At 65.7% G+C, this 23,472-nt stretch carries 32 protein-coding genes; 25 read left to right on the top strand and 7 right to left on the bottom strand.

From position 1 onward, the window contains the following. The first annotated feature begins 20 nt into the window (after window positions 1-20). From AB0F41_RS18000 to AB0F41_RS18045, 10 genes are all read left to right on the top strand, one after another. Window positions 21-347 (top strand): WXG100 family type VII secretion target, encoded by a 327-nt coding sequence (locus AB0F41_RS18000; RefSeq protein WP_357425094.1) that lies wholly within the window; start codon window positions 21-23, stop codon window positions 345-347. A 98-nt stretch (window positions 348-445) separates the two neighbouring features. After that, a complete protein-coding gene (locus AB0F41_RS18005; protein WP_357425096.1) occupies window positions 446-766 on the top strand; it encodes a WXG100 family type VII secretion target in 321 nt (106 codons plus the stop codon). A gap of 20 nt (window positions 767-786) precedes the next feature. Next, window positions 787-1,092 carry a WXG100 family type VII secretion target gene (locus tag AB0F41_RS18010; RefSeq protein ID WP_357425098.1) on the top strand — a complete coding sequence of 102 codons (306 nt, stop codon included), beginning with the start codon at window positions 787-789 and terminating at the stop codon, window positions 1,090-1,092. Between the two features lie 6 nt (window positions 1,093-1,098). Next, complete coding sequence (locus tag AB0F41_RS18015; protein ID WP_357425099.1) at window positions 1,099-2,493, top strand: hypothetical protein; 1,395 nt, start codon at window positions 1,099-1,101, stop codon at window positions 2,491-2,493. A gap of 13 nt (window positions 2,494-2,506) precedes the next feature. Continuing rightward, window positions 2,507-2,821 carry a hypothetical protein gene (locus tag AB0F41_RS18020; RefSeq protein WP_357425101.1) on the top strand — a complete coding sequence of 105 codons (315 nt, stop codon included), beginning with the start codon at window positions 2,507-2,509 and terminating at the stop codon, window positions 2,819-2,821. Window positions 2,822-3,121: 300 nt separating this feature from the next. Next, the gene (locus AB0F41_RS18025; protein ID WP_357425103.1) at window positions 3,122-3,661 is read left to right on the top strand and encodes a hypothetical protein; all 540 of its coding nucleotides are present in this window, start codon (window positions 3,122-3,124) and stop codon (window positions 3,659-3,661) included. Between the two features lie 133 nt (window positions 3,662-3,794). Continuing rightward, on the top strand, window positions 3,795-4,265 hold the full coding sequence (locus AB0F41_RS18030) for a hypothetical protein (RefSeq protein ID WP_357425105.1): 471 nt from the start codon (window positions 3,795-3,797) through the stop codon (window positions 4,263-4,265). A 61-nt stretch (window positions 4,266-4,326) separates the two neighbouring features. Continuing rightward, complete coding sequence (locus tag AB0F41_RS18035) at window positions 4,327-4,668, top strand: hypothetical protein (RefSeq protein ID WP_357425107.1); 342 nt, start codon at window positions 4,327-4,329, stop codon at window positions 4,666-4,668. Between the two features lie 13 nt (window positions 4,669-4,681). Then, a complete protein-coding gene (locus AB0F41_RS18040) occupies window positions 4,682-5,116 on the top strand; it encodes a DUF6188 family protein (protein ID WP_357425109.1) in 435 nt (144 codons plus the stop codon). Continuing rightward, window positions 5,113-5,526 (top strand): hypothetical protein, encoded by a 414-nt coding sequence (locus AB0F41_RS18045; RefSeq protein ID WP_357425111.1) that lies wholly within the window; start codon window positions 5,113-5,115, stop codon window positions 5,524-5,526. The genes AB0F41_RS18040 and AB0F41_RS18045 overlap by 4 nt, the downstream gene beginning before the upstream one ends. Before the next feature lie 91 nt (window positions 5,527-5,617). On the opposite strand, the gene AB0F41_RS18050 is transcribed toward AB0F41_RS18045, so the two are convergent. Genes AB0F41_RS18050 through AB0F41_RS18065 form a run of 4 tightly spaced genes read right to left on the bottom strand, consistent with a single transcriptional unit; the run spans window position 5,618 to window position 7,846 of the window. Then, window positions 5,618-6,178, bottom strand: coding sequence for a GNAT family protein (locus AB0F41_RS18050; RefSeq protein WP_357425113.1), 561 nt, complete (start codon window positions 6,176-6,178; stop codon window positions 5,618-5,620). A 59-nt stretch (window positions 6,179-6,237) separates the two neighbouring features. Then, window positions 6,238-7,146 (bottom strand): NAD-dependent epimerase/dehydratase family protein, encoded by a 909-nt coding sequence (locus AB0F41_RS18055; protein WP_357425115.1) that lies wholly within the window; start codon window positions 7,144-7,146, stop codon window positions 6,238-6,240. Beyond that, window positions 7,143-7,481, bottom strand: a complete 339-nt coding sequence (locus AB0F41_RS18060) for a hypothetical protein (RefSeq protein ID WP_357425117.1) — start codon at window positions 7,479-7,481, stop codon at window positions 7,143-7,145. The genes AB0F41_RS18055 and AB0F41_RS18060 overlap by 4 nt, the downstream gene beginning before the upstream one ends. After that, window positions 7,478-7,846: a hypothetical protein gene (locus tag AB0F41_RS18065; protein WP_357425119.1), complete on the bottom strand. Its 369-nt coding sequence runs from the start codon at window positions 7,844-7,846 to the stop codon at window positions 7,478-7,480. Before AB0F41_RS18065 ends, AB0F41_RS18060 begins: the two co-directional genes overlap by 4 nt. Before the next feature lie 294 nt (window positions 7,847-8,140). On the opposite strand from AB0F41_RS18065, the gene AB0F41_RS18070 reads away from it, so the two are divergent. The 8 genes from AB0F41_RS18070 to AB0F41_RS18105 all read left to right on the top strand — a co-directional run bounded on the left by AB0F41_RS18070 (window position 8,141) and on the right by AB0F41_RS18105 (window position 13,825). Continuing rightward, on the top strand, window positions 8,141-9,037 hold the full coding sequence (locus AB0F41_RS18070) for a helix-turn-helix transcriptional regulator (protein WP_357425121.1): 897 nt from the start codon (window positions 8,141-8,143) through the stop codon (window positions 9,035-9,037). Beyond that, on the top strand, window positions 9,034-9,240 hold the full coding sequence (locus tag AB0F41_RS18075; RefSeq protein ID WP_357425123.1) for a DUF397 domain-containing protein: 207 nt from the start codon (window positions 9,034-9,036) through the stop codon (window positions 9,238-9,240). The genes AB0F41_RS18070 and AB0F41_RS18075 overlap by 4 nt, the downstream gene beginning before the upstream one ends. Window positions 9,241-9,439: 199 nt before the next feature. Next, on the top strand, window positions 9,440-9,943 hold the full coding sequence (locus AB0F41_RS18080) for a DUF3558 domain-containing protein (RefSeq protein ID WP_357425173.1): 504 nt from the start codon (window positions 9,440-9,442) through the stop codon (window positions 9,941-9,943). Between the two features lie 10 nt (window positions 9,944-9,953). After that, a complete protein-coding gene (locus AB0F41_RS18085) occupies window positions 9,954-10,331 on the top strand; it encodes a hypothetical protein (protein ID WP_357425125.1) in 378 nt (125 codons plus the stop codon). 12 nt (window positions 10,332-10,343) lie between these two features. Then, on the top strand, window positions 10,344-11,711 hold the full coding sequence (locus tag AB0F41_RS18090) for a hypothetical protein (RefSeq protein ID WP_357425127.1): 1,368 nt from the start codon (window positions 10,344-10,346) through the stop codon (window positions 11,709-11,711). A gap of 1 nt (window position 11,712) precedes the next feature. Then, entirely contained in the window at window positions 11,713-12,522 is an 810-nt protein-coding gene (locus tag AB0F41_RS18095) for an ESX secretion-associated protein EspG (protein WP_357425129.1), read from the top strand. Between the two features lie 198 nt (window positions 12,523-12,720). Then, on the top strand, window positions 12,721-13,209 hold the full coding sequence (locus AB0F41_RS18100; RefSeq protein WP_357425131.1) for a cupin domain-containing protein: 489 nt from the start codon (window positions 12,721-12,723) through the stop codon (window positions 13,207-13,209). A 202-nt stretch (window positions 13,210-13,411) separates the two neighbouring features. Next, window positions 13,412-13,825 carry a hypothetical protein gene (locus AB0F41_RS18105; RefSeq protein WP_357425133.1) on the top strand — a complete coding sequence of 138 codons (414 nt, stop codon included), beginning with the start codon at window positions 13,412-13,414 and terminating at the stop codon, window positions 13,823-13,825. Window positions 13,826-13,898: 73 nt separating this feature from the next. Here the strand turns inward: AB0F41_RS18105 and AB0F41_RS18110 are convergent, their stop codons facing one another. Then, complete coding sequence (locus AB0F41_RS18110; RefSeq protein ID WP_357425135.1) at window positions 13,899-15,512, bottom strand: ABC-F family ATP-binding cassette domain-containing protein; 1,614 nt, start codon at window positions 15,510-15,512, stop codon at window positions 13,899-13,901. 408 nt (window positions 15,513-15,920) lie between these two features. Here AB0F41_RS18110 and AB0F41_RS18115 point away from each other — a divergent pair, with 408 nt between their 5' ends. Further along, window positions 15,921-16,907: a glycosyltransferase gene (locus AB0F41_RS18115; RefSeq protein ID WP_357425137.1), complete on the top strand. Its 987-nt coding sequence runs from the start codon at window positions 15,921-15,923 to the stop codon at window positions 16,905-16,907. 40 nt (window positions 16,908-16,947) lie between these two features. Continuing rightward, window positions 16,948-17,217, top strand: coding sequence for a hypothetical protein (locus AB0F41_RS18120; protein WP_357425139.1), 270 nt, complete (start codon window positions 16,948-16,950; stop codon window positions 17,215-17,217). Window positions 17,218-17,263: 46 nt separating this feature from the next. Here the strand turns inward: AB0F41_RS18120 and AB0F41_RS18125 are convergent, their stop codons facing one another. Further along, on the bottom strand, window positions 17,264-18,157 hold the full coding sequence (locus AB0F41_RS18125; RefSeq protein ID WP_357425175.1) for an oxidoreductase: 894 nt from the start codon (window positions 18,155-18,157) through the stop codon (window positions 17,264-17,266). Between the two features lie 264 nt (window positions 18,158-18,421). On the opposite strand from AB0F41_RS18125, the gene AB0F41_RS18130 reads away from it, so the two are divergent. From AB0F41_RS18130 to AB0F41_RS18140, 3 genes are all read left to right on the top strand, one after another. Then, entirely contained in the window at window positions 18,422-18,829 is a 408-nt protein-coding gene (locus AB0F41_RS18130) for a hypothetical protein (protein ID WP_357425141.1), read from the top strand. A gap of 163 nt (window positions 18,830-18,992) precedes the next feature. Next, window positions 18,993-19,271: a hypothetical protein gene (locus AB0F41_RS18135; RefSeq protein WP_357425143.1), complete on the top strand. Its 279-nt coding sequence runs from the start codon at window positions 18,993-18,995 to the stop codon at window positions 19,269-19,271. Between the two features lie 98 nt (window positions 19,272-19,369). Continuing rightward, on the top strand, window positions 19,370-20,914 hold the full coding sequence (locus tag AB0F41_RS18140; RefSeq protein WP_357425145.1) for a hypothetical protein: 1,545 nt from the start codon (window positions 19,370-19,372) through the stop codon (window positions 20,912-20,914). Window positions 20,915-20,957: 43 nt separating this feature from the next. On the opposite strand, the gene AB0F41_RS18145 is transcribed toward AB0F41_RS18140, so the two are convergent. Next, complete coding sequence (locus AB0F41_RS18145; RefSeq protein WP_357425147.1) at window positions 20,958-21,701, bottom strand: GntR family transcriptional regulator; 744 nt, start codon at window positions 21,699-21,701, stop codon at window positions 20,958-20,960. A gap of 107 nt (window positions 21,702-21,808) precedes the next feature. On the opposite strand from AB0F41_RS18145, the gene AB0F41_RS18150 reads away from it, so the two are divergent. Together AB0F41_RS18150 and AB0F41_RS18155 are read left to right on the top strand one after the other, a co-directional pair. After that, a complete protein-coding gene (locus tag AB0F41_RS18150; RefSeq protein ID WP_357425177.1) occupies window positions 21,809-22,480 on the top strand; it encodes a phosphonatase-like hydrolase in 672 nt (223 codons plus the stop codon). Between the two features lie 32 nt (window positions 22,481-22,512). Continuing rightward, window positions 22,513-23,472 (top strand): phosphate/phosphite/phosphonate ABC transporter substrate-binding protein, encoded by a 960-nt coding sequence (locus tag AB0F41_RS18155; RefSeq protein ID WP_357425149.1) that lies wholly within the window; start codon window positions 22,513-22,515, stop codon window positions 23,470-23,472.

Raw genomic sequence — 23,472 nt, forward strand, 5'->3', positions numbered from 1 at the left:
CGGTTACAGGGGGAGTTCGCATGGGGGATACCACGTCCGCCGATCCGGAGTTGCTGCGCGCGGCGGCCGGTCGGCTCGATGTCCTGTTCGGTGAAACCGGCGCGGCGCTGGGCGAGACCGATCAGGACATCGCGGAAAGCGCCGAGGGTTGGAAGGACACCGCGTCCGCCGCGTTCGGGCGGTTCAACGGCTATCTCGAGGGCCGCCGGAAGCTGTTGCAGACCAACCTCGGTGAGATGTCCGAGCTGCTGCGCACCACGGCGGACAGCCTCGAGTCACGAGATCAGGCGACCGGCCAGACGCTGGCCGGGCAGCCGACACCGGGCCCGACCAGCCTCGACCTCTGAAGTCTCAGGGCGAGGGCTCCCGCCTTCTCGGAGGTCGTCCGGAAACCGGCGGGCGGTAGTGTCGGGACAGCTGTTGTTCGTTCTTCGAGGGGGATGTTGTGGCCGATCCAGCGGATTCGGCGCCCGTTATCCAGGTCGTACCGGATCACGTTCTGGATGCCGGGAGGTTCGTGCAGCTCACCGCCGACCAGTTGGTGAATGCTCTGCGTGATCTCGATGTGGATATCGACGGGGTGCTGGAGGTCTGGAAGGGCAACTCCGCGACCGCGTATCGGGCGGGCTGGGACGAGACCAAGCAGGGCGCGATCCAGGTGCTGGAGGCGTTGTCGACCATCGCGGAGTTACTGGGGGTGACGACGCAGACGTTCGTGGAGCAGGACGACAGCAATTCGCAGAGCTATCCGTCGCTCAATCTCTGAAATCACGAGGGGGAATTATCGTGCCCGAGTCATCCGAGGCCTTCCAGGTCGATCTCGACGAACTCGACAATCTCACCGCGCGCGCCGCGAACTTCATCGGTTTTCTCGAGGACAGTCTCACCGGCCTCGAGCAGCGGATGGCCAACCTGCACCAAACGTGGTCCGGTGACGCGGCGATCGCGCAGTCCGACGCCTTCCGGCAGTGGTCGGCGGGCGCCACCGATGTGCGTGAGGGGGTCGATGCCATGCGTCAGGCGGCAGTGGACGCCCACACCCGCTACACCGAAGCCATCCAGACAGTGCAGCGGATGTTCGGCCCCCGGTAAACCGAGTTGAACTTCATCAACGTCGACCCGGCCGTCTATTACGAGGCCGCCACCATCGTGAACCGGGCCGCCTCCGCCTTCTTCACCGCCTACGACCAGCACCTACAGGCGTTGAAGAACACCGGCGATATGGCCGGCAGTGTGGGGCCGGGCAAGGAATGGGCGATCTCCTACGACAACGAGGTGCGCGGAACCAACAACCTGGTCAGCGCCTTGATGCTCGCGCTGGACAAGTACGCACGGGTCCTGAACCAGGCCGGATTCGTCTACGCGAGTAGTGATCACGACCCCAAGTCGGGAAAGCCCGCGCCGGAGAAGCCGCCTGATCCTCAGCTGGCCTACGTCAGCTGTGCCCTGCCGCCGCCCTCGGCCGGCGGGCCCGGTAGCGGTCTGATCGACGACGGTATCGAACTCGCGAAGAAGATCGGTGTCGATCTTCCGGTTCCCGACGGTGACACCGACAAGCTCAATACAGCCGCCACCGTCTGGAACAGCCTGGCCCGTTCGCAGGGCGTCATCAACCTGCCCGTGGAACTGGAGCGGGCCGCAGCGATGTTCCAGACGGTCACCGCGCCCGAGGTGGCATCGATCGACGAGGATCTCCGGGAGATCAAGACCGCGGCCGAAAACCTGCTGGCGACGTTCGCCGATATCGCCGCATCGTGCGCGGCCCAGAAAACCGCCCACGACAATATGAAAGTCCAATTGCGTGACATGCTCGCCGAGTTCGCCGACGAACTGAAGAAGCAGGTCGCCATCACCCTCGCGCTCGCCGTAGCCGCCTCGGTGGTCAGTTTCGGAATTGGTGGCGGCGCTGTCGCGGCCATCCGGGCGGGTAAAGCCGTCGATCTCGTCAACGACCTCGTCAAGGCGCTACGCCGCATCGTCGCCGCGGCAGGTCTGCGGACCGTGGTCGCCATGACCCGCTCCACCGGCGACACCCGAGCCAAACTCGAACGCATCCACGACCTCATCGAAACCGTCGAAGACTCCGTCGAGGCTGGGGGAAACCCTGAAAAAGCGCCAGGTATTGCCAAGACACCCGAACAAAAGGAGGACTTGATCAATGAGCTCGAACAGAACGGAGTAAAATTCAGCCGGGAGAATGTCGTGTCCATAGGTAGAGATCCGGATGGAAGAATAGTCTTCCTGGAAGAAGGAGGCGCGCGAGCGGGTTTGCACCACATCTTGATGGAACATTCGGGACAATTCGGTGATAAGGGAGTATTGGAATCTGAGATACCAGCCGTGGTGATGAGGGCGATTACCGAAGGAGAAATAGTCGGTTCGCAAGGAAAGGATCGGCCGGTTTACGAGATAGAGCACAACGGTCAAACGTTGAAGATCGCCGTTACGGTCGGCAGCAATGGATTCGTGGTCGGGGCGAACCCGGCATCCTGAAGATGGAGGTATTTTGACCTATCTGAGACTCAAGCCGGAGATTCAGTGCTGGCCTACATGGATTCGCAACAGCAAGCAATTCGACAATGTGGATCCGGATTCACTCGGTGTCACTGAAGAGTTGGCTGCGTCGTTGAAGCGCTGGTCGGACGAATGGGATTCGACCTACGACCTTGTGAATGATCCTGGCAATCCGAAATTTCCGTCGCAGGGCAGCGAACGAGATTTCTGGCGTCGAGGTCAGGAGCTGGCCGGTCGACTCCGGAGTGAACTCGGATCCGGCTGGACTGTTGAGTATGATCCCCGGTCATTGGATCCGATCATGTAATTCTGAACCGTCCGCCCACGGGGTATATCCGCGACTAATTCGACGCTCCACGAGCTTGTGAGTATTCGTCAGGAAGTGGCGGCGCGGTGTCCAATCGACCACGACCCTGCGCCGTCGGCCCCATTTTCGAGGAGTCGCGTGTCCGCCTACGATGATTCGTACTCCCCTCGATGGGATTTCGTCGGTATTCGACAACGGCTTTGGCGGCCTCTTACCCGAGGAACCCGCATTGCAATGCTCGGCGGCCTTGTTGGCGGATGGCGACGTGGCTTGGAGCAAGATGCGGCGGAGATGTGAGGGATGATGGTGACGGTGGTAATGCGTGACGATATACAATTCAAGGGTATGTTATTAATCAACTTTCGCGACTATGAATTCGGTGAGAGTGGAGCGCGCTGTCGTCGATGGATAGACGTCAAGAGTTTCTCGATACCCCAGATCTCCGCGAGTGATGATCGCCTGATTGCGAAGCTTATCGAACAGGAACAGTTCAGAGACGACTATGTCGGTGGTGGGGTGGATCCAAAGGGTACTCACCACGGACCCTATCGCATCGAATGCGTCTCTTCGGACTCGTACATGCATGTGGAATCCGGATATGCTCTCGATCTGATTACCGATTGGATCGATGGATGTGGTGTGGTGCCGGAGTCGTTGATGCTGGATGTGGAAAGCAATGTACTGCTCAGAATGCGCGCAGCTACAGCCATCTTTGAACTGCGGGATCTCGGTGACTCGGCTGTCGGTGACTATGGTTTCATTCATGGAGAATTCCATGAGCTGGTTGTGATCGACAGAAATGCTGGATCTCTGCACTTGATAATCGCAGCCGACGACTAACGATGGAAGTAACGTGACCTATTTGAGGCTCATCCCGGACGATTCAATGCTAGCCGACGTCGATTCGCGATGGTGGGCAATTCGATAACACGAAGGATCCTCAAAGTGGAAAGCCGGTGAAGGTCCACCTCCCATGAACATCGCCTTGGAGAACTTTATCCTGTACGGAGTGTCCGATGATTGGGCTCCAGTCGCCGAGTTCGATTCGACCATGCGGAGGCTGGCGGGACCGAAACATTCTCGCGGTGCCGTCGTGCAGGTTATCAGAGAACTGGCTGACAGGGGTTTGATAGAGATCGGTGCATTCCCCGGAGGGAATCGAGCATGGGAGCTCTGGAGGGTTCCGTTGGACGAGAGTATCTATCGAATCCAGAACGGATACAACGGAGAACGTGGTTACCTCGACATACCCGAATCGGAGATCGGATCCAACGAGGTATTCCGGGCAAGGCTCACCGAGTCCGGCCAGGCGAGGTTGGCGACTCTCGGTGATCCGTATGAAACGTACGGGGATCCTTGGTTCGATGATCCCTTGGTGAAAGCCGAGGGTGATTACAGGCCTTTTCGGGGTGTGGAAGATATTTTCGATGATGGTCTCGGATGAATCTGCGTGAGGCCGGGAATGCACTTGATGGTCGCAGCCGGCGACTAACGATGGAAGTGGCATGACGTATTTGAAGCTCATACCGGAGATTCAATGCTGGCCGACGTGGATTCGCGATCGTGGGCTATTCGATAACGTGGACCCGGATTCTCTCGGAATAACGACGGAATTGGCTATCGCTCTGCATCGCTGGTCGGATGTATGGGATTCGACCTACGATCTGGTCAATGATCCCGGAAACCCGAAATTCCCTTCCGAGGACAGTGAGCGGACGTTCTGGCGTGAGGGGGCCGAGTTGGCTCATAGGCTCCGTGGCGAACTCGGGCCGGGGTGGAGTGTCGAGTACAGCCCCGAATCCCGGTACCCCGATGCGCTGCTCTGTTCCAAGACGGCCGGGGCCTGAACGGCAGGACATGATGATTATCCCTACGCCTGAAGGCCAGGTCGCAGTTGTGCAGCTGGCTCCCGTTCTGGTACTTCGCACCCGGTTGGACTTCGAAGTTCAAGTCGAAAGCACTGTGGGGGTTGCCGAGTTCGGTCGGGAGGGTTGTCGGTACTCGGTCGGTGAGATACCCGGAGAGGTAGGGAGGCAGCTCACCGGGAATCTGCGAGGTGCGCGGGCGACGGAGATCGGAACGCTACAGCTCGATTTCGAATCCGGTGTCACGCTGCTGGCCTTCGCCGACCCGGTCTACGAGGCGTGGAGCATCGTGGCATCCGGCGGATTCAGAGTGGTGTGTATGCCGGGTGGGGAACTGGCCGTGTGGCAGGAAGTGGATGATAGCGGGTTGGTCGGGAGAGACCAGGCTGCGGCTGTGCGTACGCCCCGCCCTACCAAGGAGATCCCGTGACCGATCCCGGTAAGAAAACCGCCACGTTGGAGACTGCGTTGTCGAACTCTCGGAGTTCGGATGATCTCACACGAGATGCTGCCATCTATGAACTTGCGAAGTTCATCCAGGAAGACATAGCAGTCAGGCGCCTTCAGGAAATGCTGGACGACGATATCGTCACTATGCAGGTAGATGCGGCCGATGTTCTGGCCAGGCGCGGGGGTATGCAAGGGCTGTTTATCGTTTTGGATGAGATCGGGCGGCGACGTCGCGACCCTGATGCGGACTACATCGCAAATAGGCTCTACGAGTTGGACGCGAGTGGCGAACTGGAAATACTCGAGATGATCGAGCCGGTCAGGGGGGAGCTGTCGCACAACGGCTCCGTCGGGTTCCAGCAATTGAAGAGATTGCGGGGTCGTGAGTAGGTGGTGTCGACCGACGAGGATCTACGACAGGCCAAAGCCTGCGGACCGGCCGTGTGGTGCCGGAGGACGCTGACAGGGACGTAGCTCGGAGTTATTCCGATTCGCCGGGGAGCAGGCTGAACAGCACGGTATCCCGGCGACCGCCCTGGAACGGGATATGGGATCGCAGCAGTCCTTCCCGCACGAATCCGCACCGCAGCGCGACCTGCTGGGATGCGATGTTGTCGGGGCCGCAGGTGAGTTCGAGGCGTTCGACGGCGAGTTCATCGAATGCCCAGCGGGTCAGCAGGCGCAGGGTCCGGGTGGCGTTGCCGCGTCCGTGAGCGTGTGGCGCGAGCCAGTATCCGACCCCCATCCGTCCCTCGGATCGTCCCGCGTCGTATATCGACGCTCCACCCCGGATATCGGCCGGCTCGGCGGCATTCACTACTGCGAACCCGATTTCTTCGCCGCGTAGGCGGGCGGGTTCCTCGTCTTCGAACCGTGCTCGCAGGTGTTGTTCGGTGAACGGCTCCTCCAGTGGCCACGAGAACCGCAGGCACAGCGGATCGGCGAAACCGGCGAACCGCTGCGGAAGGTCGCTCTCGCGCCAAGGGCGCAGCAGCACGACACCGTCGGTGAGCGCCGGGTCGGGGTGCGGTAGCGGTGGCATGCCCGCACGTTACGACGTGAACGGTCGCCGGTGGTGCGGGCCCGTGGCTTCATCGCGGGCTACGGCGCGGGCCGAGGTTCGCGAGGGCCGGACAGAATCGAACGCATCCAGTCCAGGGTGCTGCGTATCCCGCTGGGGAGTGGGGTAACGGGCTGTCCTGCTCGGGGCGCAGTAAGGGTAACCGGTTCCGGGATATCGAGGCAGGTGGCGGCAGGGTGGATTTCGAGCCATCCGCGGCCGGCCGACGTGACTGCTGTGCGCGCGAACCTGGTGAGAGGTACGGCGGCTGCCGTGATTTCCAGGATCGCGGGATTCTCGGTGTCGAGCATTCGGATCAATGCGGCGACGGCATCGGTGACGTAGAGGGGATGCAGTAGGCGATCCGATGCGAAGTACAGGGATTGGTCGCGTAGGGCGGCGGCGCAGATCGCCGACGTGATCCGGCCGTCGCCAGGCCACAAGTGCGGGCCGTACACGTCGGGCAGCCGGGCGATTGCGATATCGGCGCCGCGATAGTTTCGGGCGGCGGATTCCAGGAGCCGGTGCCCGGCCGCGTGCACGTCCGGAGTGGCGGTCCGGTGGAGGTGTTCCGGCGCGGTTGCCGGCTCGGGGCCCGAAGCGAGGACGATGCGGGCGTTGTGGGAGGCGGCCAGGTCGAGGGCGGCCAGGGTGCCGGTGGACGCCGCGCGCAACGCGGCGGTCGCATGACGGGCCGCGGTGGTGGGACTGCCCGGGTAGGCCAGGTGGACCAGGTGGGTGATTCGGTCGAGGTCGGCGAAGCAACCGAGGGTGGTGGTGTCGGCGGTGCGGAGGGTGAAGCGTGGGTGGCCGGTGAATCCGGCGATATTCGCGTACCGGCCGGTGCCGAAGTTGTCGACGGTGGTCACCCGGTCACCCCGGTCGAGCAGAGCGCGGCAAAGGTGCGAGCCCAGGAAACCGGCACCGCCTGTGACGAGCACATGGTTCATGCCGCGGCCTGCCGACGGTAGGGCGCCCGGGTGTGGTCGGGGACGAGGCAGCCGTACGTGGTGAGGGTGGCGAAGGCGGCCCGCTTACGTGGACAGTCGTGGGTGCGGTGATGACGCATGGCGTTGTGGGCGTCGTCGACGCTCAACGGGACTCCCGGCAGCGCACAGGTCCACGCGGTAGGGCTGGGGACGGTTGTGGATGGACAGCGCGGTCGCCGTACGGAGTCGGCGATCGGGGGCGGATCGGTGGGCCAGACGCACCCGAGGATCGTGACGGCGATCCCGCACAGAGCCACCGCGAAGGCCGCGGTGCACAACGCCGACCAGGGATTCATGCCGGAACCCCGCCCGCTATACCGGCAGGCACGGTCGGCGCCCACACCGTATGCGGGCAGACGGTCTCCAGCCGGTAGCCGAGATCGCAGAGCAGATGCGGCTGGTTGTCCACGTGACCGAGGTCGAAAGCGATGATGATCCCGGCGGCGAGTTCGGTGGCGAGAACGCGGACGTAGGTCAGCGGATTCGGATCATCGGCCGGCGGGCGCACGGTGTAGAGGTAGCGGTAGCCGGAATCGCAGGCATGCCGCTGGATCTCGCGGGCGTGGCGTGGGGCGTGGTGGGCGGAGAGTTCGGTGCGGATGAACCCGACCGCCGTCGGGCGGGGATCCATCGACCGTGGGTTGGCGCGCGGGTACGGCATTGTTCCTCCCGGAACCGGTAGCGGACATGGCATGGGGACGGTGTTCGGGCCGCGATCGGCGCGCTACGCCCGGCAACCCATCGCGAATCGGCCGGATGCTCGCCGGCCCCTGCACCGGCGGGATCTCGCCCGTTCGCCCGACGTCAGCAGATCACGGGACATACGCTGGTCCAAGCCGAATCGGCCGACCCGGATACAACTGACGCGCTGTCCCAGAACGGGTTTCGGAAGCAGGGTTCGGATCGATTCGATTTCGGGGTTTCCAATGATTCGTTTTTTGGATGGAGGACGGATATGACCGGTGACGAGGGGGCGGAACCATCGACCCTGCCGCGGCGGCAGCTGGGCCGGTTCCTGCGCGAGCATCGCGAAGCGATCGGGTTGAGCCTGGCGAAGGCCGCCGCGCTCGCCGAGTTGAGCCAGGCGGCGCTACAGCGCATCGAGACGGCGAAGACGAAGAAGGTCCGCTCGATCGATGTCCGCGCGCTCTGCGACCTCTACGAGGTTTCGAGGGAGGAGACCGCCCGCGCACTCGACCTGACCGAGCAGGCGAAGGTGACGTCCTGGTACACGGCGTTCGCGGGGCTCTACAGCGACCCGACATTCAACATGTACGTGGAACTGTCGGCCTCGGCGCGGCAATTGATCTCCTACCAGGAGATAGTCCTCGGGCTCGTACAGACTCCCGACTACGCCCGGGCCCTGATCAGCAGTTTCTACCGTGAGGAAAGCCCGGACGATATCGAGCGCAGGGTGGCCCTGCGGATAAAACGCCAGATGATCGTCACGCGGAAAGCCGATCCGGTGCGGCTGGAACTGCTGTTGCACGAGTCGGCCCTGTGGCGGGTCGTGGGCGGTCCCGAGGTGATGGCGGCGCAACTGCGGCACCTTGCGGAGATCGGTAAACGGCCCAATATCGACATCCGAATCCACCCATATACAGCTGGTTACGCCCAAGGACTTCTCCACGGACCATTCGTGATTCTCGACTTCGGTACGGACACGAAAGGGCGGACCGTCGAACCTTCGCTCGTCTACTTCGAGGGCCATGGGAAGCCGGACCTCTATCTCGAAAGCGACGAGGATGTACGACGTTACGATGACCTTGCTTCGGAGATTCGGAGTGCAGCGCATGACGATGCGCAATCGCGAGAGCTGCTGAGGCGAGCTGCAAGGGAGTACGAGGCGTGAGTGCGGAGCTAGCCGGGGCGAAGTGGTTCAAGAGCAGCCACAGTGGAGGACAGACCGACTGTGTGGAGGTGGCCTGGCTGCCCAGTGGTCGGGTCGGGGTCCGCGATTCCAAGAACCCTGAGAGTTCAGTGCTGGCTTTCAGCTCTGAGGCGTGGACAGGATTGATTGCGGTGGTCCGAGGCGGTGCAACGCCCTCCGCTTGAGCGGTGCGCGGTCCGAAAAACAAGGCCGTCGGGTGCTGGCAGGCGTGCGGGACGCATCCCTGCTCGGTATCCGTATGGAACCGGATCCGCCGCTGGGCCGTCATACACTACGGGAGTAGTACGTGACGGTCGACGGGAGCGGGTAGTGGGGCAGCGCACGACAGTGGCGGTAGCGGTAATCGTGGGGGCGCTTCTTGCGGTGACTGGTTGTGATGCGACTACGGGCGGTACTGCGTCACCGGAGACCACGACGGATGCGGTTGCGGCAACGGAGGCTCTCTGGGATCCATGCTCGCAGGTCAGTGAGGATGTCCTACGCCAAGTTGGCGTCGACCCTTCTACTCGGGACAACACGATTTCAGGGGTGGAACGGGTCGAAGGGTGGAAGTTGTGCTCGTGGAAGGACAAACCTACACGCGAAAACTATCGTCTCGGTGTGTGGTCGACGACGCAGACGGTTGAGGATTCGAAGCGGGATACGAACAATGTCGGCTTCACCGAAGTCACACTATCCGGTCGGTCCGGTATTCAGTTCAAGCAGGCGAACGATACTCACAATGAAGTCTGCTTCTTGAGGTTCCCGGCCGATAACCAGTCGATAGAAATATCTATCTACAAGGCGGTTTCTACCGAGGACGAGAGAGATCCTTGCGATATCGCCGCCGCCGCTGCGGAATCCTTGGTTCCGGTGTTCCCGTCGTAGGAGCGTGCAAATGAGTCTGGAAGAGGAAATATCGCAATGGGCATTCCTCGCGGGTGAGGCCGAGTCCGGCCGGTTGTTTCTCGATGAATCTGTAGCTAAAGGTTGTCGCGCGGCCATCGATGCCCAGATCGGCGTCTACGAAGACTGTCTGTACGGCATCAGGGATATGGAGCATGTAACCGGTCTGGGCGAGTTCGCATGCGGAGCGGAACTTGCCCGCCTGCTGGGCTTGAAGGCGGTCGATCCGGCTGGAGACGGAGACCTGTCCTCCGCCCTGCGGGATCACATCGAGGTGCTGAAGCTGATGGGCGAAACCATCCAATACTCGCTGGATCGTGTGCAGGAGCAGGATTCCAGTAATTCGCAGAGCTACAACCAGGTGAGCTGAGGGGGCGCGGGGATGGTCGGGTTACCGTCGTTCGGGGAAATCGTTGTCGGGCTGGGGGAGTTGGCCATGAAGGGTCCGCTCGGGGCGATGGTGCGAGGGTCCGCGGATATCGATGCCGCGGCGCAGGCGTTGGCCGCCGCCAACGGGGATCAGAGTCCCGAGGCCATCGCGGCGCGTAGCCGGATCCAGGATCTCACCGATAATCAGTTCGACGGCGAATTCCACCACGCCCGTATCCCGGAGGGTTTGTTCGAGAACGTCCGCGGCGCCGATGTGGACGAGTTGTACCGGAAAGCGCAGTCCATCGACGTCGCCGCGATGGACACCCTGTTCCAGATGTGGAACTCGCGGGCCCAGAAACTCGAGACCGGGCTCGCCGAATTCGGGCCCGCCATCCGCGCCGCCATGGCGGAATCGTGGACCGGTGCGTCCGCGTCCGCCGCCGCCACCGGGATCACCGACTATGTGGCCAAGGCGCACAATCTGGTGTCGGCCAGCAAGATCGTGGCCGACAAGGTGGGGTTGGTGAAATCCGCGGTCGAGGTGACCAAACAGAATGTGCAGCCCGCACCCGATACCGGCTGGGCCAGCACTGTCGCCGGCTGGGTTCCGGGGCCGTCCTGGAAGATGGACAGCGACCGCACCAGCGCCGCCGAACTCGCCACCTATTCCGTGCTGGAGAAGGTGTATCAGCCGGGCATCCGGGAAGGCGATACCGCGCAACCGCGGATACCACTGGCCTACAACCCGATACACGATCCCGGCACCACCACCGGCCCCGGCCCGGCGGGAACACAGACCGGGCAGCCGAACGGCAGCACCGACACCGGCGGGCCGCAACCCGGCGCCGCGCCCGCGACCGATAACCCGGAAACCGGTGACCCGGGCGCGAACGAACCGCAGGCGGCAGCCGAAACGCCCGCTTCCACAGAGAATCCGGCGTCCACTACCACCCCTGCCGGACTGGATACGACGACCGCGTCCAGTACACCGTCCCCCGGAACCACCGTCCCGAACACCCCGGGAACACCGTCGACCACACCGGGAAGCCCATCTACCACCCCGGGCGCCCCGGTGGGATCAACTCCGGGCTCACCCGGCGCACCCCTCCCCGGGCAGACGGTCCCGGGCCCCGGAACCGGCACCGGGCCGGGGCGTCCCGGCGCCGCCACGGCCGCGACCGCCGCCGGTCAGAGTCGCGGCACACCCGGGATGGGCCCGATGATGCCGGGCGGTGCGCGCGGGCGCGGCGACGACGACAAAGAGAAACAGAAGTCCGATATCGCCGAAGCGCTGGTCACCCAGGAACACGGTGACGAACTGACCGGCCTCGACCCGGAGCACCGCCCCAAGACGGTTCCACCCGTCCTGGGGGAATGAGGTGCCCGACCCCACCCCGCGCGCCTGGACGTTCTCGGCGCTGGAACTCACCGTGCTCTGGCACGCCATCGGCCGCGATGTCCTGCCCTATCCGCTGCGCTACCGGTCGGCCGAGAGCACCTCCGAAGCCTACGAGCACGCCTACAAGGCGGCCGCGGCCCGGCTGCGCGGTGTCTTCGACGAAGATCTCTACGGCCCGCTGCGGGTGCTGGTGGAACCCGAAGCCCGCATCGAAATCGCCGGGTTCGCCGGCGCCGACCCGCCGGTACCGCCCCGGGTGGAATCCGACCCCACCAGCCGGGTCCGCATCCACGCGGCCGTCTCCGGGCAGAGCGCGGTCCTGCTCACCCAGCAACCCACCGCCGACCCCGTCCGCGGGGGCGACATCCGGCTGATGTTCACCACCGCGCGCACCCTCGCCGCCCGCGTCCTCACCGCGCTGCCCGACACTCCACGCGGCACCGGCCCGGAAATCCGTCTGGACCGCAATGCCGTGGACGAGGCCGGCGACGGGCCATTCACGGGATTCTTCGACGACACCCCGCAGCCCGGACGCCGCGAGGCACAACGATTCTTCGAACGCCCCCGGTCGGCGGTCGTCCACCTGGCCGTCTACGCCGGCGGCGCCTACGACCACCGGCCCGCCCCGGCCCGCGACTTCCATGTCATGGACTATCCCGACGGTCGCTACCGGGTCCGTGCCACCGCCACTGTCACCGCGACCCCCGCCGACCGCGCGGAACTCACCACCCACCTGCGCGATCTGCTCGACCGGACCCTGCACGATCACCGAGAAGACAGCGAACGCTGACCGGGCGGGTTCCGTTCGAGCGCTCGCCGGCCCACCAGAACGAATCGGTCCAGTCCAGTACATGCGAAAACGGTCCGGCCGCAACATCAATGCCCGGTTCCCTCGTCGATCCGTTCGCCCTGCCCGGGCGCGGTCGGCCGACTAATCTTGACGGCGCATACGAAAGCGCCGGTGTCACAACGTGAAAGAGGTCTGATCATGACCGCGATCGGCCGCGGCGGTGTCCGCAACCCCTGGACCCAGCCGGACTACGGTTACTACAACACCCGTTTCGAGCAGTCGCTCACCGAACAGGACACCGCAGGTCAGCTGACCATGATGCGGATGACCCTCAACAAGGAGTCCGCGCCCCCACTGCATTTCCATACCCGCGAGGACGAGTTCTGGACGGTGGTGTCGGGCCGGGTGCGTTTCTGGCTGGGCGGCGCCACGCTGGAGACCTGCGCGGTGCAGGAAGCCGAACCGGGTGCTTTCGTCTTCGGCCCCCGCAATGTCGTGCACACCTTCCAGACCATCACCGATACCGCCGAGGTGCTCATCGGGAACACCCCCGGCGCGCTGGAGGGGTACTTCACGGGCGTCGGCGCCGCGGACGAGCGGCACGACGACGAGCACACCGGGGTGCTGGAGGACTACGGCGTGCACATCGTGGGCCCGCCCCCGGTCTGGAGCGACTGGAACCGCTGACGCCGGTCACCCCTGGTCACCACCACCGCGGGCGGCTATTTCAGCGACCGGCACGACCCCTGCCGTTGCGGCGGGGGTCGCGCCGGACGGTGGCTCCCGGGGGGCCGTTGGTATGCGCGGTGCGCCGAATTCATCCGTTGCGGGTGAGGCGGTGGGCCGCGCGCCTGAGTGTGATGGGCCGACCACTCCAGGAGGGCCGACCATGACCTACCGAACGCAACCCCAGCATTCCCCGGTGCGCCAGGGCGTCGCCGCGGTGACCTCGATCGCGGCGGCGGTGCTGCTGCTGACGGTGGCGGTGCTGTCGATCCTGGCCGGTATCTCGGCCGTCGCCAGCGACGAGCTGTTCGTCGAGGGCCCCGATTACACCCTGCAGTTCTCCGCGACCACGTGGGGCTGGGTGCATATCGTGCTCGGCATCCTGCTGGCGATCGCGGCCATCGCGTTGATGACCGGCGCGCTGTGGGCACGCATCGTGGCGGTGTTCCTCGCGGGGCTGTCCATCATCGCCAACTTTCTGTGGATCCCCTATTACCCGTGGTGGTCGATCATTGTCATCGCGCTGAACATCGTGGTGATCTGGGCGGTGTCGGCCTGGCGGCCGAACGAGATGTGAGCGCGGCCCCGCGCCGGGGCAGCGGGGGGTCTCAACAGGGCGGGCTCCCCGGCCGGGGGAGCCCGCCCCCGGCCTACCCTGAAGCCCCGCTCACGGTGAGCCGTGGCCAGCCGGCGAGGTCGGTGAGCATCCGCCGGTCGTGGGTGGCCACGATGACGGCGGCCGGTGTATCCGACAGCGCCGGGGTGAGTTCGTCGACCAGCGACGCCGACAGGTGGTTGGTGGGTTCGTCGAGGATGAGCACCGTCGGGCGGGCGGCCAGTCGCAGGGCGAGGTGCAGCCTGCGCTGCTGTCCCTGCGACAACCGCCCGACGGCGGTATCGCGCGCCTGTCTCTCCAGTAGACCTGTCGAGGTGAGCGGTACCGGGTCGACGCCGTGGCGCAGGCCGAGCCCGCGGGCGTGCCGGTCGTAGAGTTCCGCGGCGGTGAGTTCGGGATCCCAGCCGGGCACCTCCTGACCGACGAGGGCGATCCGGGCGGTGCCATGACGCCGCACGGCCCCGGTGGTCGGTTCGAGTTCCCCGGCCAGTACCGCGAGCAGTGTCGATTTCCCCGCCCCGTTGTGGCCGGTGATCACGAGACGTTCCCCGGCCGCCAGCGACAGCGCGACGGGAACCGGGAGCCGCCCGGCGACCGTGACGTCGTCACAACTCAGCAGCGGAGCGCCGGGCCGGGCCGGGAGGTCGGGAAACCGTAGCCGCAGCGGGGGGTCGGGCACGGTGACGGTATGCGCCGCCAGCTCGGACTGCCGCCGCTTCAGCGCCTGGACCACACCCGGTGCCCGGGATTGGCGCTGATGCTTACCGGTGCCTTTGTCGGGCCGCCATCCGGTGTCGAGACGGTCGCGGGCGACCGCCACGGCCTCCTTCAGCCGCGCACCTTCGGCGAGTTGTTCCTCGTGCTCGTTCTCCCAGCGGGTCCGGGCCCGGGAACGTCCGTCCTGCCAGCCGGAATAGCCGCCGGCGAAGAGTTGCGGGCGACCGTCCCGGCTGGGGTCCAGGTCCAGGAACTCCTCCGCGATATCCCCCAGCAGCGCCCGGTCGTGGCTCACCAGCGCCAGTCCGCCGGGATGGGCGCGCAGGCGTTCGGTGAGGAAGTCCAGGCCGTCGCGGTCGAGGTGGTTGGTCGGTTCGTCGAGCAGCAGGATGTCGCGGGCGGCGCCGAGCAGGCAGGCCAGGCGCACTCGATAGCGTTGCCCGACCGACAGCGTGGCCAGGGGACGCGCGCGGTCGGTACACGCGTGCAGCGCTGCCAGCGCGATATCCACCCGGCGTTCGGCGTCCCAGGCGTCGAGCGCGGTGGCGGCCTCCAGCGCGGCGGCGTAGGCGTCATCGGCGCCGGGGGAACCGGCCGCGAGTGCGGTGGTGGCGGTATCGAGTTCGCGCAAGGCGCGCCGAGCGGGTCCGATGGTTTCGGCCACCAGATCCCCGACCGTCTCGCCGTCACGAAAAGGTATGGCCTGCTGGGCGACTCCGATCGTGCCGGTCCGGCCGACCGTGCCGCTGTCGGGGCGCACCAGCCCGGCCAGTACGTGCAGCAGGGTGGTTTTACCGCGTCCGTTCTCGCCGACCACGGCCAGCCGCGAGCGATGGGACACCGTGACGGAGACGTCGGTGAGCACCGGACGGGATCCGAGTGTCACCGATACCGAGGTCGCCCGGATATGCGCGTGCGTCCCTGCGGGCAACTGATCCTGCTGTGGGGGCGGGAGACTTCCGCCGTCGGAAAAAGAGACGTCGGATGTGGTGGATACGGGTGTGTGCGGGGCCGATCGGCCCCGTTGCGAAAGAGACACTGATTCTCCGCGGCTCGAGGGTGGAGCCGGGACAGCGAGAAACCGCCCGGCACGACTGCTCGGACGGCGGCTTCAGAAGAGGAGTGTGATCCGGGTCGCCGCCGTCAGCGGAGCGACCAGGGCTTCGGCGATACAGTGCCTACAAACATGGGCACCACGGTAGTGAACGGCTACAGGAGAGGCCAGGGAATTTTCGGCATTGTCACGGATGTCATCCGCTACTGCCTTACAAGTTCTGCTCGATCGGCCGACCGGCGATAACATATCCGGGACTGTGACCGATCGAAAGCAAATTTTAGTATGTCTTTACCTGTGATATCGGTGATCGTGCCGGCCCGTATCACCACCGCGGAAGGCCGCGCGCAACTCGACGAACAGCTCACCGCGCTTGCCGGGCAGGACCATACCGAGCCGTTCGAAGTGATCATCGCCGACAACGGATCGCGGCCCGGCCTGGAAACCTTCACCGGGGAACATCCCTGTCGCGAGCAGTTGCGGATGCGGTACGTGGCGGCCACCCGGGGCTCCGGCGCCTCCTACGCCCGCAATGTCGGAGCCGAGGCGGCCGCGGGATCGGTGCTGCTGTTCTGCGATCACGACGATCGCGTGTATCCGCAGTGGATTCGCCGGCTGACCGAGCACCTGGAATCGGGCTACGACCTGGCCAGTTCCGCGGTCGAGGGCGACACCCTCAACACCGCCGACCCGCGCACCGTCGCCCCGATCGCCGCGCCGGAGCACTTCCAGCCGGCGGGTGTGCGGGTGCCGATCCTGGTCGGATGCAGTATGGCCTGCCGTAAGGATGTGTATCTCGAACTCGGTGGATTGGATACCGGATACCCCGCCAACGAAGATATCGAGTTCGGCTGGCGTGCGGCCCGGCATGGTTACCGGGTCGGGTTCGTGCAGGCCGCGCTGGTGGCCTACCGGTACCGGCCGGATTTCCGCTCCGGCTACCGGCAGGGCATCGCCCGCGGCCGCGGCCTGACACGGCTGCACACCGACTTCCCCGGAAACGGATTGCCGGTGGCGCGGTTCTTTCCGCAACTCCGGTGGATCGCGCAGGTGCTACTCGCCCGCAACCTGGCGTCCGAGGAGCGCGGTCTGCTGCTCGGTCTCGCGATCGGACAACTCCGCGGGCCGCGGCCCGCCCGTGCAGCCCGGGCGGCGGTACAACCTCTGCCCGGGATATCCGGCGGCCGTCAAGCGAACGTGCCGCCGGCCAGGAATCGGGTGGGTGACATCGCTACAACAACTGGCTCACATCCGGACCGGAATGCGCCGTGACGATTGATCGCCGGTGCGAGGGGTCGATAGGAACGAGGGCATGTCTGCCACCACGAAGTCATCGAAAGCCCTCGCGGTAGCCGCGCTCTCGGCCGCCGCGTTCGCTTCGCCGATCGTGGCCGCCGCCCAACCCAAACTGCCCGATAGCGGCGACTGCAGCGATATCCCCGAGGTCCGCGCCGACGATCCCACCTCGTACTGGGAATGCGACGAATCCACCAACGAGTACAAGCGCACCCACTGCCCGGCCGGTGAGTCGGCCGTGTCCTGGATGAACGAGGGCGTTATCTGCCTCGCCCCGGGCGAATAGCTGCCGGTTCCGGCGTACTGCCCGGTGCGCTCAGGAGGGCATGTGCTCAGGACAACGGGAATTCGACGCCGGTGAGTTCTTCGGACACCTCCCACAGCCGTCGCGCCACCGTCACATCGCTGGCCTGCGCCGAACGCCCGACCAGGGTCGGATACCCGTGCATCTCCCCGCGACCGTCGGGGCCGACGTAGCTCGCACCGGGCAGATCCTGGGTGGCGGCGAACAGGGTGGGGAGCGCGGCCTGCTCCGGGGTCTGGGCCAGGAGGCGCCCGGCCATATGAACGATGCCGACCAGGAACTTCGGCCGGTTCGCGGTGCCCAATTCGGTGGCCGCGTAACCGGGATGCGATGCCGTGGCGCGCACCGCCGAACCGGCCTGCCGGAGGCGGCGTTCGAGTTCGAGGGTGAACAGCAGGTTCGCGAGTTTGGACCGGCCGTAGGCTTTCACCGGGCCGTAACCGCTCTTGGCGAAATCCAAGTCGTCGAAATCGATGGTGCCGACCTTGTGCGCGCCCGACGCCAGCGTCACCACGCGGTCGGTGATATGCGGCAGTAGTCGGTTGGTCAGCGCGAAATGGCCGAGATGATTGGTACCGAACTGCATTTCGAAGCCGTCCTTCGTGCGGCCCCGCGGAACCATCGCGACCCCGGCGTTGTTCACCAGGATCGAGATATCGCCCTGCCAGGATTCGGCGAATTCGCGGATCGACATCGAATCGGCGAGGTCGAGCCGCCGCACCTCGTGGCTGCCCCCGATCACCCGGGCGGCCTCGTTGCCGCGGCCGATATCGCGGACGGCGAGCACCACATGCGCGCCGGCCCGGGCGAAGGCGGTGGCCGTGCCGAAACCGACACCGCTGTTGGCGCCGGTGATCACCACGGTGCGGCCGTCGAGCTCGGGCAGATCGGCGGCGGTCCAGTGCGAAGAACTCATATCCAGACCGTAGCGCGCGGCACCCCACCCGCAACCGCGCGCGTGGCCGGTGCGCCGAATCGGTAACGGCAGCCGCGGCGGCCGAGAAGTACTGATCAGAGGTGGTGGAGACGGAAACACGAGTAGCCTGGTGCACGCGTTCCCGCGTGCCGGGTCGTGAGTGTGCACGAAACCCGATCTCCGCTGTTTCCCGCGATACCGGCCGCGCGTCTCCGGTCCGGTTCGCACCGGCTTTTCCGTTCGACCAGTCGTCACCGGAAAGGATCGTCGATGTATCGCTCACGCAGGTCTGTAGTCACCTCGGCGTCGGCCTTCGCCGCGCTGACCGTGGCGCTGGTGGCGGCCGCCCCCACCGCACCGGCGGCCGTCACCGATTTCCGGGTGACTCCGGGAATCGATTGGGGTAGTAGTTCATCGGCGTTCGGCACCGGCTGCTCCTACACCGCGACCGCTGCCGCCGAACCGGGTGAATATGTGAGTTTCTACGACAGTCAAAAGGGGTCCTTCGACCCGCCCGGCGCGATACTCGTCGGGAAATCCGGGACTGTCACAGCGCGGTGGACCCCGCACACCCGGGGCACCCACAACCTGCACGCCGAGCAGATCGGCAGCCGCCAGTCGGTGGTGGTGGAGGTCGGGACCGGAGTGGATCTCGGGTCCGCCTGCCCGGTGCTGTAACCGGTCGATATCCGAGCCGGGACGATCCCGGTTTTCCACAGCAGTTCGAACTCCCACAGAGCACGGGCAATTCAGGGTCCGGCGCCGATGCGACGGCTCTCGATCGGAAGGAATACGGATGGGGGATACGACTCGTTCGCGACGCCCGAGAGGTGCCGCGGCCGTGATCACCCGGTTCACTGTCAGATTGGACGAAGGTCTGCTGGGCACCGAACTTCTGGTGACAGCGGTGGTGTTCTCGCTGTTCACCGTGGTGATGGGCCTGACCGCCGATGGCGTCGCGTGGGCGCTCGGCTACTGCGGGGCCGGTGGCGCGGGCGCTGCCGCCGCGCTGCGGGTCACCCGGACGGATTGGCGGCGACAGTGGCCGGCGCTGGCCGGGATCGCGCTGTTCAACGTGATCCTGCTGTTCGTGTACGGGCGGCTCTCCGGCGGTATCTGATCGCCGGCGGCCGGTGCGCGGGGGTTGTGCGGGGGTCTGCGAGCTGCCATGCTCGTGCCCATGACCTCTCATGGAAAGGGCGTCCTGCGCCCGGTTCGTTGAACCCCCGCGCGGCCACCTTCGTGGCCCACGCGCTATCCCTTGCCGCACTGCATGGTCCGGGCCCGTGGCCCCGCAGCGGCTATCCATTACCGGACGACGATCCTGCGGCCGGTGCGGTAATTCTTCCCAGCGTCGTTCACGACGGTGTCTCCACTCATCATTTCCGCCCCGAATCCCAGCCCGTATCCGAACTGGCCGATCTGATACTCGCCCGGCTCGACGAGCCCGCGAGATTACTCGACGCGCTCGCCGAGCTACAAGCCGTCCGGATCGCCGATGATCTGGTCCGCGAATTGCGTTCGCGCCCGGTGTCCCGCGAAAAGCTGCGTCTGGCGGCGCGGTTCGTCGTCGAGCACGCCACCCGGCGCGAAGTCGCGAAACTCGGCATCGTGCTGCTCGGTGTGAGCGGCGACGAACGCGACGGCGAACTACTGCAACTCCTCGGGTCGCTCGAGGAGTTCGCCCTGTTCGCCGTCGTGGCACTGATGAACACCCAGCCCGATCCGCAGCGCAAGGTTTTCGAATTGGCGCGGCGGCTCGACGGCTGGGGCCGGATCCACGCGGTGGAACGGTTGCGGGGATGCGCCGACCCCGATATCCGGGCGTGGTTGCTGCGCGATGGTTTCCGCAACGGCGTGATGAACGAATATCTCGCCCATCTCGCGGCCACCACCGGCGGCCTGTACGAGGCGCTGCTCGAACCCGATATCGACGACGCACTGCTCGACGGCGCCGCCGATATCCTGCGGGCTCTCGAAATGGGCGGCCCGGCCGAGGATATGCGCGACTACGAGGACGCGGTTCCGGTCATGCACCGGTTCGGTGAATTGCTCGACACCGCCGAACCCACGCTCGGGCGGCTGGACGCGGCACTTTCCCTGCGCCGGCTGATCACGCGCGATAGTTTCCCCTGGCCCGAGGGTGAACCTGCGCGGCTCGCCGCCCGATACGAGGCACTGACAGGTCAGCGTCGATGGCGTGATCTGGTGCGGCGGACGCTCGTTTCGCGCGGCGAATCGGCGGCGCCGCCGGACAGTGATGCCGAGTCGCGCGCCGCAAGCAGATATTCGGCCAACGTCGCACTCTCGTGTGCCCGCCGGCTCGAGATGCGGGTATGGGAGGAAGCGGTCGCCTGCCTGCGGTCCGATCGCCACAACCCCTATATCTGGCAGTGGCTGCTGCACTCCGACGGCCGGGCCGATGTGGAGCGGGTGGCGGCACTGGCCGCCGAGCTGCTGCCGTTGGGCGAGCTGGCATCGGGACCTTCCGAGTCACTGGGGTTGAGCAGCGAGTACGACGCGGATATGTGCCTGGAACTGGTCGTGCGCAAGCTGAGTGATCACCCGGGGATCGGTGCGGAACTGATCCCGGTGGCACTCGCGAACCGGGTGGTGCGGTGTCGCCGGGCCGCCCTGACGGTGTGCCAGGAGTGGCCGCCGGAAACCCGTCCGCCCGAGGTGGTCGCCTTGGTCCGGGCTGCCGCGGACCATGAGACCAACGCCGACCTGCGCGCGGAGATGCTCGCGTTCCCGCCGAGCTGAGGTTCTCTTCGCGGGCCCGGTGGGGAGGACCGCGGCATGGAACCTATCCCGCGGCGTGCGGGGAACTCCCGGGCTCGGGGTGCTGGATGGCCGTGAAGGTCATCCGGTCTCCCCGATACAGCGACCGGCGGTGTTCGATGGGCACGCGGGCGGGGTCGTAGGACACCCGGTTGAGCAGGAACATCGGGGTGCGGGTGTCCACGGTGAGCAGCGCGGCCTCGCGGGCGTCGGGCAGGGTGGTTTCGATACTGTCCACGGCCTCGGCGAAGGCGACCCCGCGACTCGCGATTTCGGCGTAGAGCGATTGGGTGTAGTCGAAGGTTTCGATCAGGCCGGGGTAGCGGTAGGCGGGCAGGCGGGTCGTCTCCAGGCCCAGCCGGACGCCGTCGGTGGTGAGGACGCGTTCGAGTTGTACGACGGGATCGCCGGGTTCGATGGCGAGCATGGCCGCGAGTTCGGCCTCGGCGGGGAACTGGGACCAGCCCACGAGTATTCGGGTGGCGCTGCGGCCTTCCGCGCGGGCCGCTTCGGTGTAGGAGCCCAGGGCCAGGGGCAGAACGAGTTTGGGGCCGGCGACCAGCGTCGCTTTGCCCTGTCGTTCGATCCGCCCGGCGACCAGTAGTTCCCGCAGGGCCTGGCGCACGGTTTCGCGGGCCACGTCGAAGCGCACGGCGAGGTCGCGTTCGGAGGGTACGGGGGCGCCTTCCGGCAGCCCGTCGAGCAGTTTCTCGATTCGAGCCCGGACGATCTGATGTTTGAGAACCCGCGGTTCGGCCGTGGACGACACGGGCCAACCCTACCGCGATGCTGGTCTATACCAGCTGTTAACCAGCCGTTCGCCCGGCGTCCGATCCCTGGTATAGACCAGGGTGCATGCTCGATCCCGTGCACGACATCAGCGATATCACCCTGGTTGTAATGGATATGGCCGGCACCACGGTGGCCGACGACGGCGCGGTGGTCCGCGCGTTCGACGCCGCCGCCACGGCGGTCGGCCTGCCCGAGAGCGGCCCCGAGCGCGAGCAGGCCCGGCAGTACGTGCTCGACACCATGGGACAGTCGAAGATCGCGGTGTTCACCCATCTGTTCGGCGATCGGGCCGCCGAGGCCAACGCCGCGTTCGAATCCGCCTACGAGGGTTTCGTCGACGAGGGCGGCGTCACCCCGATCCCCGGCGCCGAACAGACCATCACCGAACTGCGTGCGGCCGGGATCAAAGTCGCGCTGACCACAGGTTTCAGTAAGCAAACGCAACAGCGGCTCCTCGAAGCCCTCGGGTGGACCGATATCGCCGACCTCGTCCTGGCCCCCGCCGACGCCGGCCGCGGCCGCCCCTACCCCGATCTGGTGCTCACCGCGGTCCTGCGCACCGAAACCGATGATCTGCGCCGCGTGGCGGTCGTCGGCGACACCTCCAGCGATATCCTTTCCGGCCTCCGCGCGGGAGCCGCCGTCGTGATCGGAACCCTCACCGGCGCCCACGACGCCCCGGCGCTGCGCGATGCCGGCGCCACCCACGTCATCGACTCCGTCTCCGAACTGCCCGCCCTGCTCTTATCCGCCTGATCCGCTACACCCCTTCTCCCCGAGGACGTTCCATGTTCTTCCGTCGTCACGCCGCGGCCGCCGCCCTCGCCGGCCTCGCGCTCACCCTTTCCGCCTGTTCCGGCTCCGGTGATTCCGACGCCCTGAACGAAAAAGGTTTCCCCGAGACCCTGACCCTGGCCGCGATCCCGGCGGAGAACTCCACCGATCTGAAGGCCAGCTACGATCCGCTGATCGCGCTGCTGGAGCGGGAAACCGGCTCGGAGGTCGACTTCGTGCAGGCCTCCGACTACGCCGGCGTGGTCGAAGGGATGATCGCCGGGAACGTCGATCTGGCGTTCTTCGGACCCTTCGCCTACGTGGTCGCCGGGGTGAACGGCGCCGATCTCACCCCGCTCGCCGCGGGTATCCAGGAAAAGGGCGGTAAGCCCGGCTACCAGTCCTACGGCCTGGCCAAGACCGATAACGCCGCCGTATCCGGTCTCGCCGATTTCAAGGGTAAGAAGGTGTGCTTCGTCGATCCGAGTTCGACCTCCGGATTCCTCTATCCGACGGCCGGATTGATCGAATCGAAGGTGATCGCTTCGGGGTCGGAAGCCGATGTGTCGGCCGGTGTGCAGCCGATCTACGCCGGCGGGCACGACGCGTCGGCCCTGGCCGTCGCCGCCGGTGACTGCGACGCCGGGTTCGCCTTCGACACGATGGTCGACAAAACCCTGATCGAGAAGGGCGACCTGAAACCGGGCCAGCTGAAGACGGTGTGGAAATCCGAGACCATCGCCGGATCGCTGTTCGCCGCGAACAATGCGCTCGGCACCGAGACCGTCGGCAAGCTGAAGACGATCTTCACCGAGAAGGTGAATGCCGAATATATGCTGGAGCAGGGGTTCTGCACCGGCGACTGCCGGATCACCGACGAACGTATCTGGGGCGTCGCGCCCGCCGAGGACGCCGACTACAACGGCGTGCGGCATGTCTGTGAGGTCACCGGCTCCGAGAAGTGCAAGGGCTGA

Origin of the sequence: Nocardia sp. NPDC024068 (genome assembly GCF_040638875.1) — a bacterium.
GTDB lineage: Bacteria > Actinomycetota > Actinomycetes > Mycobacteriales > Mycobacteriaceae > Nocardia.